Source organism: Herbidospora mongoliensis, assembly GCF_001570545.1.
GTDB classification, from domain to species: domain Bacteria; phylum Actinomycetota; class Actinomycetes; order Streptosporangiales; family Streptosporangiaceae; genus Herbidospora; species Herbidospora mongoliensis.
This window is the reverse complement of the sequence record NZ_BBXD01000010.1, coordinates 597471-612549: the sequence shown is the minus strand read 5'-3', so window position 1 is coordinate 612549 and position 15079 is coordinate 597471. Positions and strand designations below refer to the sequence as shown.

Sequence of the window (15079 nt, the reverse complement as noted above, 5' to 3'; positions counted from 1 at the left end):
AGGAGCGGATGTGGCAGGCAATCTGACCCGTGACGAGGCCCGGGAGCGCGCCCGGCTGCTGACCGTTCAGTCTTATTCGGTCGAGCTCGACCTGACCGAGGGCGAAGATCGGTTCGAAAGCGTCACGACGGTCCACTTCACGTGCGCCCAGCCGGGTGCCGACACCTTCATCGACCTGCACAACGCCAACGTGCGCTCGGTGATCCTGAACGGCGCCAGCCTCAGCGTCAGCACCTACGACGCCGACGCGGGCCGCTTCCCGCTCACCGGGCTGTCGGAGCAGAACGAGCTCCGCGTCGACGCCGACTGCGGCTACATGCGCACCGGCGAGGGCCTCCACCGGTTCGTCGACCCGGTCGACAAGCGCGTCTACCTGCACAGCCAGTTCGAGACCGCCGACGCCCACCGCATGTACGCCTGCTTCGACCAGCCCGACCTGAAGGCCACCTTCGAGCTGACGGTGCTGGCCCCGGCCGACTGGGCGGTCATCTCCAACTCGGCGCCCGACGACACGATCTCCATGGACGCCCACGAGGGCCGTCATGGCACGCTCCAGGCCGCCAAGCGGTGGCACTTTCCGGCCACGCCGGTCATGTCGACGTACATCACCGCACTCGTGGCGGGCCCATACTCGTCGGTCCACGACGAGCACGACGGCATTCCCCTGGGCATCTACGTCCGCCAGTCTCTGGCGGAGCACCTCGACGCGGACAACATTTTCGAGGTAACCAAGCAGGGCTTCGATTTCTTCCACCGCGTCTTCGGCCTGCGCTACCCCTTCGGGAAGTACGACCAGCTGTTCGTCCCCGAATTCAACGCCGGCGCGATGGAGAACGCGGGCTGCGTCACCTTCCTGGAGGACTACGTCTTCCGGTCCCGGGTGACCGACGCCCTGATCGAGCGCCGCGCCGAGACGATCCTCCACGAGATGGCCCACATGTGGTTCGGCGACCTCGTGACCATGCGCTGGTGGGACGACCTGTGGCTGAACGAGTCGTTCGCCACCTACATGTCGGTCCTGTGCCAGGCCGAGGCCACCCGCTGGGGCCAGGGCGCCTGGACGACCTTCGCCAACGTCGAGAAGGCCTGGGCCTACCGCCAGGACCAGCTCCCCTCGACCCACCCGATCGCCGCCGACATCCCCGACATGCACGCCGTCGAGGTCAACTTCGACGGCATCACCTACGCCAAGGGCGCCAGCGTCCTGAAGCAGCTGGTGGCCTACGTCGGCCTCGACAACTTCCTGGCCGGCGTCCGCGACTACTTCAACGAGCACGCCTGGGGCAACACCGAGCTCAAAGACCTGCTGGGCGCCCTGGAGCGCACCTCCGGCCGTGACCTGTCCTCCTGGTCGAAGGAGTGGCTGGAGACCTCCTGGGTCAACACCCTGCGGCCCGCCTTCGAGGTCGACGCCGAGGGCCGGTTCACCCGGTTCGACGTGCTCCAGGAGGCCCCGGCCGACTACCCAACGCTGCGGTCCCACCGGGTTGCTATCGGCCTCTACTCCGACGTCCTCGGCGTGCTGACCCGGGTCAAGCGGGTCGAGCTCGACATCGTCGGCGCCCGCACCGCCGTGGCGGAGCTGGTCGGCGAGGTCCAGCCCGACCTGGTCCTGATCAACGACGACGACCTGACCTACGCCAAGGTCCGCCTCGACGAGCGCTCGCTGGCGACCGTGATCAACGGCGGCATCGTCAGGTTCGCCGACTCGCTGCCGCGCGCCCTGTGCTGGTCGGCCGCCTGGGACATGACCCGCGACGGTGAGATGTCCACCCGCGACTACGTCACCCTGGTCGACAGCGGCATCCACTCGGTCCGCGACCTCACCGTCCTCCAGACGGTGCTGCGCCAGGCCCGCCAGGCCGTCCAGCAGTACGCCGCCCCCGAATGGCGCGACACCGGCATGGCCACCCTGGCCGCGACGCTGCGCCGCCTGTTCCAGGGCGCCGAGGGCGGCTCGGACCACCAGCTGGCCTACCTCAACGCCTTCGCCGAGACGGCCACCTCCAAGGCCGACCTCGACTTCCTGCACGCCATCCTGCTCGGTGTGTCGGCCCCGGCCGGTCTGACCGTCGACGCCGACCTGCGCTGGACCCTCACCCGGGCCCTGGTCGTCGGCGGCGTGCTCGACGCGGCCGACATCGACGCCGAGCTGGTCCGCGACGCGACCGCGACGGGCGAGCGCTCGGCCGCGCAGGCCCGCGCCTCGATCCCGACCGAGGAGGCCAAGGCCAGCGCCTGGGCCCGCATCGTCGGCGGCGAGCTGAGCGGCGCGGTGCTGCGCTCGACCATCCTCGGCTTCGCCGAGCCGCGCCGGGTCGACCTGCTGGAGCCCTACGGCCCGGCGTTCTTCGCCGAGGTCAACGGGATCTGGAAGAGCTGGACCAGCGACACGGCCCAGAACTTCGCGATCGGCTGCTACCCGACCCACCTGATCCGCCAGGAGACCGCCGACACCACCCACGAGCTGATCACCTCCGCCCAGCCGCCCCACGGCCTGAAGCGGCTGCTGCTCGAAGGCGCCGACGGCGTCGCCCGCGCTCTGCGCGCTCGGGCCAAGGACGCCGCATCCGGCTGAACGGTCACGTAGGTTCTGGGGAGGCCGGGCCCGCGCCCGGCCTCCCCCGTACCCCGTGAGAAAGTGAATGGATGGAGTCGGCCCACGACCTGCTCATCGCGCTGGCCCGCCGTTATTCCTTCGGCGACGTCGGCGCCCTGTCCAGCTCCGTGCTGCCCGACGAGGCACGCGCGGCGCTGGTGGCGGCCGTCTGCGAGTTCGGCCAGCGTCTGCTGACGCTCGACGCCGAAGATTTCGCGAGCGAGCTCGACGCCCCGGTGATCCCCGCTGACCTGCGTCGCCGGGCCCGCGCCTGCCACATGCCGCAGACCCCGAAGGAACGCCCCCGCGGCGCCCTCGACTCGCTGCGCCCGGCCTACTCCCTGCTCCTTGAGGTGATCAAGGTGCGGTGGGACCAACGGGAGCTCAGCGCGATGATGGCCGCGCTGCACATCACGTCCGAATACCTGCCGCTCCTCGCCTTCGAAGAGGCGCTGGGCCACTCGGGCGACCCGGCCCGCTGGCCCGAGGGCCTTCAGGCGCCCGGCAGCCGCTTCGGCGTCATCGGCGAGAAGGAGTGCGACCACACCCGCTCCGAGCAGTCGGCCACCCAGCGATCGCTCCGCGTGGCGTCGGAGCCGGCCGAAGGCTGGCGGGCCTACTTCGACCGCCAGCACAGCCAGGTCGCCGGCGCGATGGCCGTCTGCGTCGCCAAGTGCCGCACCCCCTGTACGGCCATGGACTGGGTCCCCGACAAGGACACCCTGGCCACCCGCTGCCGCACCGCCCTGGCCTTCGCCGACACCCCTCTCGTACGGCTCCGCCACGCCGCTCCGGTCGGGCACGGCTTCGGCGTGCCCTCACCCGAAGAGGTGCTGGAGGCCTGGCGGCGGAGCAGGGCCGTCCTCGACAAGAACGCGGTCGGCCACGAGGTCACCGCGAACGACGGCTTCCCGCTGGAGGGCCTGCCGAGCCTGGTGTCCGCCATCGCGGGCACCGACGTGAGGCCCTCGGGGCTGCTGGCCGACGTGTCGGAACACGTCGTGTCCCTACTTATCTAGGGCTCACCAGCCGGGTGGGCGGCGTTCTCCCCAGAAGCCGCCCACGGCCGCCTCGACCTGGGCCGAGAGCGCGATCAACGTGCCTTCCCCGGCCCATCGGCCGCCCAGCATCACCCCGATGGGCAGGCCTTCGGGCGTCCAGTGGATCGGCAGGTTGACCGAGGGCTGGCCGCTGACGTTGTAGACGGCCGCGAACGGCGCGAACCGCTTCATCCGGGCGAAGGTCTCGGCGGGGTCCTCGACGTCCTCGAACCAGCCGATCTCCGGGGTCGGCCCGGTGACCGTGGGCGTCAGCACCGCATCGAACTCGTCGGTGACCAGCAGCGCGAACCGGGTGGCGAGCTGGATCGCCGACTGGGCCCGGAGGAAGTCGGGCGCCGAGGTGGCGAACCCGCGTTCGCGCAGCCACGCCGTGACGGGCCGCAGCAGGTGCTCCCGGTCGGGCGCGACGACGTGCATGCAGGCGAAGCTGAACCACATGCGCTCGAACAGCGCCACGGTGTCGGCGCCGTAGGGGTTGGGGATGTCGACGACCTCGTGCCCGAGTCGTTCCAGGAGCTTCGTCGCGTGGTCGTAGGCCGCGATCACTTCGGTGTGGAGTTCCGCCCCCTCCACCACCGGGTCGCAGTAGCGCGCGATCCTGAGCTTCCCCGGGTCTCTGCCGACATGGGCGGAGAAGGACGTCCCGGGATCGGGCGCCCAGTACATGTCTCCTGGCTGGTGATGGGCCAGGACGTCGAGCAGCGCCGCCGCGTCGGCGACGTTGCGGGCCAGCGGCCCGTTGGCCGACAGCCCCGCCAGATCGGGGATCATCGGGGCGAACGACACCCGTCCACGACTGGGCTTGATGCCGAACAGGCCGCAGGCCGCGGCCGGGATGCGGATCGACCCCGCTCCGTCACTCCCGTGCGCGACCGGCGCGAGCCCGGCGGCCACGGCAGCCGCCGCTCCCCCACTCGACCCACCCGCCGACCTGGTCACGTCCCAGGGGGTGCGGGCCGGTGGCCCGAAGGCTGGTTCCGTGTAGCAGGGCAAACCGAACTCTGGCGTATTGGTCTTACCGGTCAAAACGGTCCCGGCCTCGCGCAGCCGGGTGACGATGGAGTCGTCCACGGGCGCGATGAAGTCCTGATAGGTGGCGGAACCGAACCTGACGGGCACGCCCTTCACGAAGTTCAGGTCCTTCACCGGCACCGGCACGCCGAACAGCGGCCGATCTCCCGGGTCTTCGTTTTCGAGGCGTCGCGCCTGGTCAAGGGCTATCTCGGCGGTCACGGTGACGAACGCGCCGACCTCGTCGGTCCGGGCGAGGAAGTGTTCCGCGATCTCGACGGGCGACAGCTCGCGGGCGCGTACCGCGGAGGCGAGTTCGAGAGCGGTGAGATCATGAATGCCGGCCACTGCCGGAAGATATCTGGAGATGATGCCCTATACCAGCATGGGCGAATCAACAAATGTTGGCCACAAAAGTATGAACAAGGCTCCACTAGGCAACAGCTTGGCGCCTCAACTACGGTCTGTTATGTGGATAGCCGTCTAGCGCCCGAAGAGGGTCACGAAGCGTCACCGATCTGGGTGAGCGATCGTGAGGAGCGCCCCCCGACGCGACCCGACACGCCCGCGTCGACCTACGCGCCTGTTGAGCGCGCGTCCCTGCGGAGCACCTTGCAGCAACCCAAATACCAGGATCTGGCGCGCCGAGCAGCCATCTCCGTCGCGGTGGGGATCGTGACGGGTCTGTTGTTCGGGAGCGTCCGAACGGGTCTGCTGTTCTTGGTGCTGACCGCGATCGGGCTGACCGTCTACCGGGCCAGGACGACGTCGTCCGTCCCGGCGTGGCGGCGGCCTTCAGTCGCCGAGAGGCGGACCGAGGCCCAGCTGAAGAAACTCGAACGGGGTGGTTACCGCACGCTCCACGCCCGGTCGATTCCCGGCAGCGACGCCCAGATCGACCACCTGGTGGTGGGCCCGACGGGGGTGTACGCCGTCGACTCCGAGAAGTGGGACCGGCGTCTTCCCGTCCGCGTGCAGTCCCACCGCAAACTCTTCCACGGACCCTTCAACCAGAAGCCACGCCTCGACGAGGCACGCTGGGAGGCCACCCAGGCCGGTGACCTGATCAGCAAGGCGATCGGCCGCGAGATCACGGTGGTCCCGTCGCTGGCCATCTACGGGCCGGCGATCCCCTGGCGGATCCTCAACGTCCGCGAGGTCGACGTGTTCTCCGGCAGCATGGTCCGCAAGTGGATCACCAAGCGAGAGAAGTCGCTCACGACCTCGGAGGTCGACTCGATCTTCAAGGCCGCCGAGAACGTCCTGCCGTCGCGCTACAGCGAGGTCTGACGGAGGAACGTTCTAATCCCCTGTCCGAACAGGCCCGCGCCGGATCACGGCGCGGGCCGTTTCACGTTCTGGGACCCGTGTCTCAGCGGTCGGGCGGCAGACTTACCATGTATGGACCCGTGATGCGATCGCATCACGGTGACGGTCTTCTGATGGGAGTCTGGCCATGCCCGCCCTCAGGTCTCGAACGGTCACTCACGGCAGAAACATGGTCGGTGCCCGGGCCCTGCTCCGGGCGACCGGTGTAGCCGGAAGCGACTTCGGCAAGCCCATCGTCGCGGTGGCCAACAGTTTCACCCAGTTCGTGCCCGGCCACGTCCACCTCCGCGAGGTCGGCGAGGTCGTCGCCGGCGCCATCCGCGAGGCCGGCGCGATCCCCCGCGAGTTCAGCACCATCGCCGTCGACGACGGCATCGCGATGGGCCACGGCGGCATGCTCTACTCGCTGCCCTCCCGCGAACTGATCGCCGACGCGGTCGAATACATGGTCAACGCCCACTGCGCCGACGCGCTGATCTGCGTCTCCAACTGCGACAAGATCACGCCCGGCATGCTGCTGGCGGCCATGAGGCTGAACATCCCGACCGTCTTCGTCTCGGGCGGCCCGATGGAGGCCGGCAAGGCCGTGATGAACGGGAAGATCCGCAAGCTCGACCTGATCGACCCGATGATCTCCGCCGCCGACGAGAGCGTCTCCGACGAAGACCTCCTGACGATGGAAGAAGAGGCCTGCCCGACCTGCGGCTCCTGCAGCGGCATGTTCACGGCCAACTCGATGAACTGCCTCGTCGAGGCGATCGGCCTGGGCCTGCCCGGCAACGGCACGATCCTGGCCACCCACAAGGCCCGCGAGCAGCTCTACAAGGACGCCGGGAAGACGATCGTCGAGATCACCCGCCGCCACTACGAGAACGACGACTTCTCGGTGCTGCCCCGCTCGATCGCCACCAAAGACGCGTTCGAGAACGCCATGGCCCTCGACGTAGCCATGGGCGGCTCGACCAACACGATCCTCCACATCCTGGCGGCGGCCCGCGAGGGCGGGGTCGACTTCGGCCTGAAGGAGATCAACGAGATCTCGCTGCGGGTGCCGTGCCTGTGCAAGGTCGCCCCGGCCACGAACAAATACCACGTCGAAGACGTCCACCGGGCCGGCGGCATCCCCGCGATCCTGGCCGAGCTCTCCCGCGGCGGTCTGATCCACCGCGAGACGGTCACGGTCAACGGCGGCACCCTCGGCCAGATGCTCGACGAGTGGGACGTCCTGTCGCCGCAGGCCGTCAACACCGACCTGTGGTACGCCGCCCCCGGCAACATCCGCACCGTGAAGCCCTACTCCCAGAACGCCCGCTGGGAGACCCTCGACCTCGACCGCGCCGAGGGCTGCATCCGCGACGTCGAACACGCCTACACCAAAGACGGCGGCCTGGCCGTCCTCTACGGCAACATCGCCGTCGACGGCTGCGTCGTGAAGACGGCGGGCGTCGACGAGGAGATCTGGAAGTTCTCCGGCCCGGCCGTGGTGTTCGAATCGCAGGAATCCGCCGTCGAGGGCATCCTCGGCGACAAGGTCAAGGCGGGCGACGTCGTCGTCATCCGCTACGAGGGCCCCAAGGGCGGCCCCGGCATGCAGGAGATGCTCTACCCGACCTCGTTCCTCAAGGGACGCGGGCTCGGCAAGGCCTGCGCGCTGGTCACCGACGGCCGCTTCTCCGGCGGCACCTCGGGCCTGTCGATCGGCCACGCCTCCCCCGAGGCGGCCGAAGGCGGCACGATCGCCCTGGTCCAGAACGGCGACCTGATCGAGATCGACATCCCCGGCCGTTCGATCGAGCTGCGGGTGCCCGAGGCCGACCTGGCCGCCCGGCGCGAGAAGCTGCTGTCGGAACTGGGCCGCTACCGCCCGGTCGACCGCGAGCGCCCGATCACCGCCGCCCTCCAGGCGTACGCCGCGCTGACCACCTCAGCCAGCACGGGAGCCTCACGAGACCTCTCCCAGCTCGCGAACTAGTTCGAGAAAATGTCAGTGGGCTTAGTTAAAATCTAACTATGGCCACTGTCATTCGGCACACCGGGTCCCTGACGACCGCCGAGCTCGCCGCGCTCGCGCTTTCGCTCGCCCACCTCGGCGCCGGTCCGCAGTCCGTGACCGCGCGCCGGGGTCTGCGCCACGCCCTCGACCACATCGAACTCGACGACGACGTGATCGCGACGACCCTGTCCACCCTGACGACTCCCCTGTCTCCCGACGTCGCCCGCCGCGCCCGCGCGGTCGCCCAGGCCATCACGTCCCGGCTGGTCGTCCGCATCCACTACCTCGACGCCGCCGGGAACCTGAGCGTGCGCGACGTCGAACCCGTCACCTGCCTCGTCCACCGCGAACACTGGTATCTGGCGGGCTGGTGCCGGCTGCGCCGGGGCATCCGCGCCTTCCGCTTCGACCGCATCATCTCGGTCGAGTCCACCGACATCCCGGCTCGCCCCCACTTACCGGAACGTTTCCTGCCGTTCCAGCGCCGGAGTAAGACTGCGGCATAACCGCGTGTCGTAAAACCGCTGGTCAGGGCCCTCGACGGAGTCTGTGATCATGAACCCGAGGTCCCTACCGGCGGCATGCACGCAGGTCAGGCCCGCACGCCTGGCCACCACCCGCCCGCCCTGCACCGGACCGGCCCGTGAGGTGCCCATGGCTTTCGGTCCCGCCGATCGCCTCACGCTGACCCGTGAGGTGGCCGCCTACCTGCGGGCCCGTCCCGGCCGGGGCGCGGTGGCGGTCCACGACCGCCTGACCGGGATCCGCTTCACGATGGAACCGACCCCGGGCACCTTCCTGCTGGCCAGCGTGGCCAAGGTGGGCATCCTGCTGGCCACGCTGCTCAACGCCCAGTCGCAGACCCGCGACCTGACCCCGGCCGAGCGGGTCCGCGCGGAGGCGATGATGCGCCACAGCGACAACGCGGCGGCCCAGGCCCTGGCGGTGGAGCTGGGCGGCAAGGAGGGCATCACCCGGTGGCTCCGCGCGCTGGGCGTCGACCAGACCTGGCCGGCCACCGCCTGGGGCACCACCCGCAGCTGCCCGGCCGACCAGCTCAAGCTCCTCGACCTGCTGATCTCTTCCGGCGGCCCACTGACACCCGGGCACCGCGCCTACGCCCACGCCCTGATGACCTCGGTGGACCCTGCGCAGGCCTGGGGCATCAGCGCGGCCGCCCTGCCGGGGGAGCGGGTCGCGATCAAGAACGGCTGGATGCCGATGAAGGCCCACGACGGGAGATGGGTGGTCAACAGCGTCGGCCGCCTGTCGTCGGAGTCGTCCGACCTGCTCATCGCCGTCCTGACAGAACACAACCCCGACAGGGAGACCGGCATCAGAACCACGCAAGAGGTGGCCAAACTGGTGATCACGGCTCTACGCCGCTGATCTCCAAAGTCACGCTCATCCACGCGCCCAGCGGGGGTTACCCCTCAGGGCTGGTGACGCACTCCCGGGTCAGCCGCAGCAACCCCCACCGCAGCAGCCACCACCACCGCCGCCGCTCGACGGGCGGGGGGCCGAGCCGCCGCTGGCGGTGCCGGTGACGGCGACCGTGGACAGGAGTTTCACCGTGTCGCCGTGGCCGTCGGGGCAAGGCGCGGGGGCGTTGGCCTCGGCCATGGGGCGGTTGAGTTCGAAGGTCGAACCGCAGGCGCGGCAGCGGTAGTCATATCGAGGCATGCCACCAGAGTAAGGGGCTCAGGCGAAGGAGACAGAGGCGTAGTCGCCCACGGGGACGTAGCCGAGCTTCTGGTAGATCGAGTTCGAGGTCGGGTTGGACAGGTCGGTGAAGAGCAGGACCTCGGAGGCGCCGGCCGCCAGGGCGGAGGTCGTCGCCGCGTGGGTGACGGCCGAGCCGTAACCCTTGCCGCGGAGCTCCGGCGGCGTGTAGACCGGGCCGATCCGCGACATGCCGCCGATCGGCTGGGAGAAACCGGCCACCGAGACGGGGGCGCCGCCGGCTTCCCAGTAGACGAGCTCCTCCCGGTTGGTCCGGGCCGAGACCACGGGGGTCGGGTCGGTGTCGCGGTCGACGTGGGCCTCGTGCTGGAAGGCGCGGAACCAGCCGACGAGATGGTCGAGGTCGGGGGCGGTGGCCGTACGGGAGGATCCTGAACCGCCGTTCGGGGCCAGGGTGGTCAGACGGTAGAGGCGTTCGCTGCGGCGGCGGGTCTCCGGGCGCCACCAGAGGCGGGTGAAGGCCTCGGCCACCTCAAGGGGGGCGGAGATGCCGGGGATCGCATGATCCATCGCGATCAGCTCGCGCGCCAGCGACCCCAGGGCCCTGATGGGCACCGCTCCCAGCAGGAGCGGGTAGGGCGGGGTGTGCAGGACCGCGCCGGCGATCTCGTCGTCTTCGACGAACCAGCCACAGAGGTTGTCGTCGCGGAAGACGCCGCCCCGCAACCCCCGCAGCACGGTCAGTGGGACCGTGTTGCGAACGGGGTCGCGGAGCAGCCAGTCTTCGGCGTCACCGGGGAAACCGGTGACATCGTGGCTCAGAACCCAGGTCATGCACCGGATCCTAGGCCGCCGACTCCTCGAGGTAGGGAGCCCATTGCGGGTCCCCGTCGAGCTGGGCGCCGATCAGCCTCCAGTGGGGCCCGTGCGGGACCACCGGGAGCACCCGGAGCTGCCAGCCGATCTCCTCCAGGAGCTTGTCGGCCTTGCGATGGTTGCAGGGCATGCAGGACGCCACGCAGTTCTCCCACGTGTGCGGGCCGCCCTTGGAGCGGGGGATGACATGGTCGATCGTCTCGGCCCGCTGCCCGCAATAGGCGCAGCGGAAGTCGTCGCGGCGCATCAGCGCCGCCCGCGTGAGCGGGATTCTCGACCGGTAGGGAATGCGGACGTAGCGGCGAAGCCGGATCACCGACGGGATGTCGAGGGTCCGGGTCGCGGATCGGAGCACACCACCACGGCCGTCACGATGAATGATGTCCGCCTTCTCCCGGAGCACGAGCACGATCGCGCGGTGCATCGAGAGAGTCGTCAGCGGCTCGTAGGTGGCATTGAGGAGGAGTACCTGGCGCATCAGCCGACCCCCTCGGCCGTGGCTGTGCGCCGAAGTTGTGGCCCCACCTGTTGGGACTCAGGTCGTTCTTTCACACGGACCTCCGCCGGACGGCCCAGCGGATGGTCACCACGGCACCGTCCTCAACCAAAGTGTGTCCTTTGTGAAGACAAGTCCGCCACCCCATAACCTGGGCAACTGGTACGCCTGATGCTCTTTATGCCCCGGCGATCATCTTTTTACTCCCCTGGCGAAGCGTGTCGATGGCGCTGTCGTCCCGGTGTCTGCCTGTCGGTGAGCTGCCTTAGAGTGCCAGGCATGACGCGACCTTCCTACCCCGCCGCCAGGCGTGCCGACGCGGCCGACGTGCTCCACGGCACCACCGTGCCCGACCCCTACCGGTGGCTGGAGGAGCCGGCCGCCCCGGAGGTCGCCGACTGGCTGTCCGCGCAGGCCAAGCTGTTCGGCGAGGCCGAGATGGCCGGGCGCGGGCGGTTCCGCGGGCGGGTGGCCGAGCTGCTGAAGTCGGGCTCGATCGGGGTGCCGGCCTGGCGGGGCGCGCGGCGGTTCTTCATGCGGCGCACCCCCGACCAGGAGCACGCCGTGCTCTACGTCATCGAGGGCGACGGCGCCGAGCGGGCCCTACTCGACCCGATGGCGCTCGACCCCAGCGGCCTGACCACTCTCGACACCTGGCAGCCCGACAAGGAAGGCCGTCTGCTGGCCTACCAGATCTCCGTGGGCGGCGACGAGGAGTCGAAGCTTTACGTCATGGACATCACGAGCGGCGAGATCGTCGAGGGGCCGATCGACCGCTGCCGCTACTCCCCCGTGGCCTGGCTGCCCGGCGGGGAGCGGTTCTACTACGTCCGTCGCCTGGCCCCGGAGCTGGTGCCCGAGGGTGAGGAGCAGTTCCACCGGCGGGTCTACCTGCACACACTCGGCGCCTCGCCCGACGACGACGTCCTGATCTTCGGCGAAGGGCTGGAGAAGACCAACTACTACGGCGTCTCGGTCTCCCGTGACGGCTCGTGGCTGACGATCTCGGCGTCCCGGGGCACCGCGCCGCGCAACGACCTGTGGATGGCCGACCTGCGCGGGGGCGACGTGGCGGCGCCCGCGCTGGTGACCGTACAGGAAGGGGTCGACGCGCAGACCGGGCTCCACTTCGGGCGCGACGGGCGGCTCTATGTCTTCACCGACCGCGACGCGCCCCGCGCGCGGGTCTGCGTGACCTCACCGGCCGAGCCGGACTACGAGTCGTGGCGTGACCTGCTGCCCGAAGACCCCGAGGCGGTGCTGAGCGACTACGCCATCCTCGACGACCTCGACGAGCCGATCATGCTGGCGGCCTGGACCCGCCACGCGATCTCCGAGATCACCATCCACCGGCTCGACACCGGTGAGCGCATCGGCTCGGTGCCCACGCCCGGCATCGGCACGATCGGCGGCATCGCCGAACGCCCCGAGGGCGGCCACGAGGCCTGGTTCGGCTACACCGACAACACCACCCCGCCGACCATTCAGCGCTTCGACGCCAAGACCGGCGAGACCACCCTGTGGGCGGCCTCCCCCGGCTCGGTCGAGGTGCCGGCGGTCAAGACCGAACACCTGGTCTACCCGTCGGGCGACGGCGCCGAGGTCCACCTGCTGGTGATCTCGCCGGTCGACCGCGACGGGCCGTGCCCGACCATCCTCAACGGCTACGGCGGCTTCGGCATCTCGATGACGCCCGGCTACTCGGCGTCCGTGCTGAGCTGGGTCGAGGCGGGCGGCGTCTACGCGATCGCCCAGCTCCGGGGGGGTGGCGAGCAGGGCGAGGAGTGGCACCGCGACGGCATGCTGGCCAACAAGGAGAACACCTTCCGCGACTTCGAGGCCGCGGCCGAGTTCCTGATCGCCCAGGGGATCACCACGCCCGAGATGCTCGGCATCTCCGGGGGCTCCAACGGCGGTCTGCTGGTGGGTGCGGCGCTGACCCGTCGTCCCGACCTGTTCGCGGCCGTGGTCTGCTCGGCGCCGCTGCTCGACATGATCCGTTACGAGAAGTTCGGCCTGGGCGCGACCTGGAACGTCGAATACGGCTCGGCCGACGACCCCGAGGAGTTCGGCTGGCTGTGGGCCTACTCGCCCTACCACCACGTGAAGGAGGGCGTCGACTACCCGGCGACCCTGTTCACCGTGTTCGCCAGCGACACCCGCGTCCACCCGCTGCACGCCTGGAAGACCGCTGCGGCGCTCCAGCACGCCACGAGCGGCGACCGGCCGATCCTGCTGCGCAACGAGGCCGAGGCGGGCCACGGGGCGCGCGCGGTCAGCAAGAGCGTCGAACTCGCCGCCGACCAGCTCGCCTTCTTCGCCACCCACCTCGGTTTGAAGGTCTGACAAGGCTCACCGTCTTCGCGGGCCGTTTCGGGCCGGCAGGCCGATAGCCATGCCGCCCGAAACGGTCCACCGCGAGGCCTCATGGGCTGGAGTCGATAGGGCTCGTCATCGCGGGTCCCCTTGGCCGGTGGCCTGATGGATCGCACCACCCAAAACGGCCCGCCGCGAGCCCGGCCACCTCAGGCTCACCGCTTTCGCGGAGCGCCTCAGGCCGGCAGGCCTGGGGATCACACCGCCTAGAACGGCTTCGCCGCGAACGCTTCCGGCCTAACGGGGGAAGATGACCGTCTTGTGGCCGTCGAGCAGGATGCGGTGGTCGGCGTGCCACTTGACGGCTCGTGCGAGGGCCTGGCTTTCCAGGTCCTTGCCGATGGCGACGAGGTCTTCGGGTGAGTGGGTGTGGTTCACCCGGGCGACCTCCTGCTCGATGATCGGCCCCTCGTCGAGGTCGGCGGTCACATAGTGGGCGGTCGCGCCGATCAGCTTCACGCCCCGTTCGGCGGCCTGGTGGTAGGGGCGCGAGCCCTTGAACGACGGCAGGAACGAGTGGTGGATGTTGATCACCCGGCCGGCCAGCTTGGCGCACAGGTCGGTCGACAGCACCTGCATGTAGCGCGCCAGCACCACCAGGTCGGCCCGATAGTGGTCGACCAGGGTGAGGATCTCCTGCTCCTGGCGCTCCTTGGTGGCCGGGGTGACCGGCAGGTGGTGGTAGTCGATTCCGTGCGACTGGGTGAGCGGCCGCAGGTCGGGGTGGTTCGAGGCGACCGCGACGATCTCGATGCCGAGCGACTTCGACCTGACCCGATAGAGCAGGTCGTTGAGGCAGTGGTCGAACTTGGAGACCAGCACCAGCACCCTCGGCAGCACCGCCCGGTCGAAAAGCTGCAGTTCCATGCCGAAGTCGGGCGCGAGGGCGGCGAAGTCGCCGCGCAGCCCGTCGGCGGCGACCGTCGCGGTGAACTGCACGCGCATGAAGAATCGCTCGGAGACGGGGTCTCCGAACTGCTGGCTCTCGGTGATGTTGCAGCCGTGGCGGGCCAGCAGCCCGGAGACGGCGGCGACTACTCCGGGACGGTCAGGGCACGAAAGCGTCAGCACGTATTCGGCGGTCATTTCCGGAAACCTTCAGTCGAAGGGGTGACTCAGACGGAGAATGATACCCGGCCCGAGCCCGGCGGATGGGGGACGACACCGTGGCTGAAACCAGACCGGCCGCCCGCGTCGTCTGCCTCGACGGCGACGGGCGGGTGCTCTTACTGCGCTGGCACGACCACGTCAGCGACGAGATCTTCTGGGAACCGCCAGGTGGCGGCATCGACCCCGGTGAATCCCCGCTGGCGGCGGCCCGGCGCGAGCTGGCCGAGGAGACCGGCCTGCCGGGTGAGGCGGTCGAAGACCTCTGGGTGCCGGTGGAACGCGATTTCCACTGGCTGGGCGTCCACTACGTGAAGACCGAGCCCTTCTTCCTGGCCAGGTTCGCGGGAACGCCGCAGGTCGGCAGCGTCGACTTCACCTCCGAGGAGACGGGCACCTACCGGGGGCACGCCTGGCACACGCCCGACTCGCTCGACGCGTTGCCGGAACGGGTGGAGCCACCGAATCTGCGCGACGTCATCGAACGCCTGACGTAGTAAGCGATGGAACGACGCGACTCGCGGCGTTTCGTGGCCGACCGAGACGTC

At 69.6% G+C, this 15079-nt stretch carries 13 protein-coding genes; 8 read left to right on the top strand and 5 right to left on the bottom strand.

The genetic code is table 11. The features are described 5' to 3' along the window. The first annotated feature begins 10 nt into the window (after positions 1-10). Positions 11-2578, top strand: a complete 2568-nt coding sequence (gene pepN / locus AW272_RS11635) for an aminopeptidase N (RefSeq protein ID WP_066363607.1) — start codon at positions 11-13, stop codon at positions 2576-2578. A 71-nt stretch (positions 2579-2649) separates the two neighbouring features. Next, a complete protein-coding gene (locus tag AW272_RS11630) occupies positions 2650-3618 on the top strand; it encodes a hypothetical protein (protein WP_066363605.1) in 969 nt (322 codons plus the stop codon). A 3-nt stretch (positions 3619-3621) separates the two neighbouring features. Here AW272_RS11630 and AW272_RS11625 read toward each other — a convergent pair whose 3' ends face one another. Next, positions 3622-5019, bottom strand: a complete 1398-nt coding sequence (locus tag AW272_RS11625; protein ID WP_066363604.1) for an amidase — start codon at positions 5017-5019, stop codon at positions 3622-3624. 327 nt (positions 5020-5346) lie between these two features. On the opposite strand from AW272_RS11625, the gene AW272_RS44940 reads away from it, so the two are divergent. The 4 genes from AW272_RS44940 (at position 5347) to AW272_RS11605 (ending at position 9382) form a co-directional block, all read left to right on the top strand. After that, entirely contained in the window at positions 5347-5961 is a 615-nt protein-coding gene (locus AW272_RS44940) for a nuclease-related domain-containing protein (protein WP_245657428.1), read from the top strand. 166 nt (positions 5962-6127) lie between these two features. Continuing rightward, positions 6128-7972: a dihydroxy-acid dehydratase gene (gene ilvD / locus AW272_RS11615; protein ID WP_066363601.1), complete on the top strand. Its 1845-nt coding sequence runs from the start codon at positions 6128-6130 to the stop codon at positions 7970-7972. A 38-nt stretch (positions 7973-8010) separates the two neighbouring features. Continuing rightward, the gene (locus AW272_RS11610) at positions 8011-8499 is read left to right on the top strand and encodes a helix-turn-helix transcriptional regulator (RefSeq protein ID WP_066363600.1); all 489 of its coding nucleotides are present in this window, start codon (positions 8011-8013) and stop codon (positions 8497-8499) included. 148 nt (positions 8500-8647) lie between these two features. Continuing rightward, on the top strand, positions 8648-9382 hold the full coding sequence (locus tag AW272_RS11605) for a serine hydrolase (RefSeq protein WP_066363599.1): 735 nt from the start codon (positions 8648-8650) through the stop codon (positions 9380-9382). A gap of 69 nt (positions 9383-9451) precedes the next feature. Here the strand turns inward: AW272_RS11605 and AW272_RS40490 are convergent, their stop codons facing one another. From AW272_RS40490 to AW272_RS11595, 3 genes are read right to left on the bottom strand one after another with little or no spacing between them, the layout of a single operon-like run. After that, positions 9452-9676: an FmdB family zinc ribbon protein gene (locus AW272_RS40490; RefSeq protein WP_083958194.1), complete on the bottom strand. Its 225-nt coding sequence runs from the start codon at positions 9674-9676 to the stop codon at positions 9452-9454. Between the two features lie 18 nt (positions 9677-9694). After that, positions 9695-10510, bottom strand: a complete 816-nt coding sequence (locus AW272_RS11600; RefSeq protein WP_066363597.1) for a GNAT family N-acetyltransferase — start codon at positions 10508-10510, stop codon at positions 9695-9697. Positions 10511-10520: 10 nt separating this feature from the next. Next, positions 10521-11030, bottom strand: coding sequence for an HNH endonuclease (locus AW272_RS11595; protein ID WP_066363596.1), 510 nt, complete (start codon positions 11028-11030; stop codon positions 10521-10523). A gap of 297 nt (positions 11031-11327) precedes the next feature. Here AW272_RS11595 and AW272_RS11590 point away from each other — a divergent pair, with 297 nt between their 5' ends. Next, on the top strand, positions 11328-13394 hold the full coding sequence (locus tag AW272_RS11590) for a prolyl oligopeptidase family serine peptidase (protein WP_066363595.1): 2067 nt from the start codon (positions 11328-11330) through the stop codon (positions 13392-13394). A 267-nt stretch (positions 13395-13661) separates the two neighbouring features. Here the strand turns inward: AW272_RS11590 and purU are convergent, their stop codons facing one another. Next, entirely contained in the window at positions 13662-14510 is an 849-nt protein-coding gene (gene purU, locus AW272_RS11585) for a formyltetrahydrofolate deformylase (RefSeq protein ID WP_066363593.1), read from the bottom strand. A gap of 80 nt (positions 14511-14590) precedes the next feature. On the opposite strand from purU, the gene AW272_RS11580 reads away from it, so the two are divergent. Then, a complete protein-coding gene (locus AW272_RS11580) occupies positions 14591-15028 on the top strand; it encodes an NUDIX hydrolase (RefSeq protein WP_083958221.1) in 438 nt (145 codons plus the stop codon). The last annotated feature ends 51 nt before the right edge of the window (positions 15029-15079 follow it).

Bases quoted from the DNA above. Each gene is read 5' to 3' on its own strand.
- AW272_RS11630 (WP_066363605.1), top strand. From the start codon at position 2,650: ATGGAGTCGGCCCACGACCTGCTCATCGCGCTGGCCCGCCGTTATTCC.
- ilvD (WP_066363601.1), top strand. From the start codon at position 6,128: ATGCCCGCCCTCAGGTCTCGAACGGTCACTCACGGCAGAAACATGGTC.
- AW272_RS11610 (WP_066363600.1), top strand. From the start codon at position 8,011: ATGGCCACTGTCATTCGGCACACCGGGTCCCTGACGACCGCCGAGCTC.
- AW272_RS11605 (WP_066363599.1), top strand. From the start codon at position 8,648: ATGGCTTTCGGTCCCGCCGATCGCCTCACGCTGACCCGTGAGGTGGCC.
- AW272_RS40490 (WP_083958194.1), bottom strand. From the start codon at position 9,676: ATGCCTCGATATGACTACCGCTGCCGCGCCTGCGGTTCGACCTTCGAA.
- AW272_RS11600 (WP_066363597.1), bottom strand. From the start codon at position 10,510: ATGACCTGGGTTCTGAGCCACGATGTCACCGGTTTCCCCGGTGACGCC.
- AW272_RS11595 (WP_066363596.1), bottom strand. From the start codon at position 11,030: ATGCGCCAGGTACTCCTCCTCAATGCCACCTACGAGCCGCTGACGACT.
- AW272_RS11590 (WP_066363595.1), top strand. From the start codon at position 11,328: ATGACGCGACCTTCCTACCCCGCCGCCAGGCGTGCCGACGCGGCCGAC.
- purU (WP_066363593.1), bottom strand. From the start codon at position 14,510: ATGACCGCCGAATACGTGCTGACGCTTTCGTGCCCTGACCGTCCCGGA.